We start from the raw sequence: 292 nt of genomic DNA on the forward strand, positions 1-292 counted from the left end.
AACCGACTAAGCAGCAGTATTCGTTCGAAATCAAGAAGGAAGTTGTCCAACGCCACCTTTCTGGTGAGACAGCGATGAATCTTGCGCGCGAGTTTGGCCTGTCATCAGAGAAGCTGGTCAGCGGATGGTCGAGGAAATGGCGTAATGGTGGCGATGAGGCACTAAAACCGAAGCCGAAGGGCAGGCCCAAGGGCTCGGTCACGCCGAAGCCGCTCTCGGAGGAAGCGAAGCTGCGTCGCCAGATCGCGCGGTTGGAAGCGGAAAACGCATATCTAAAAAAATTGCGGGACTT

General features: G+C 55.1%; 1 protein-coding gene. It reads left to right on the top strand.

Going from position 1 to position 292, the window contains the following annotated elements:
• On the top strand, positions 1–292 hold a 292-nt coding region (locus QP941_RS11580), incomplete at both ends, for a helix-turn-helix domain-containing protein (RefSeq protein WP_284869009.1).

It is taken from the genome of Corynebacterium sp. MSK150, assembly GCF_030229215.1.
In the GTDB taxonomy this organism is placed as follows: Bacteria; Actinomycetota; Actinomycetes; order Mycobacteriales; family Mycobacteriaceae; genus Corynebacterium.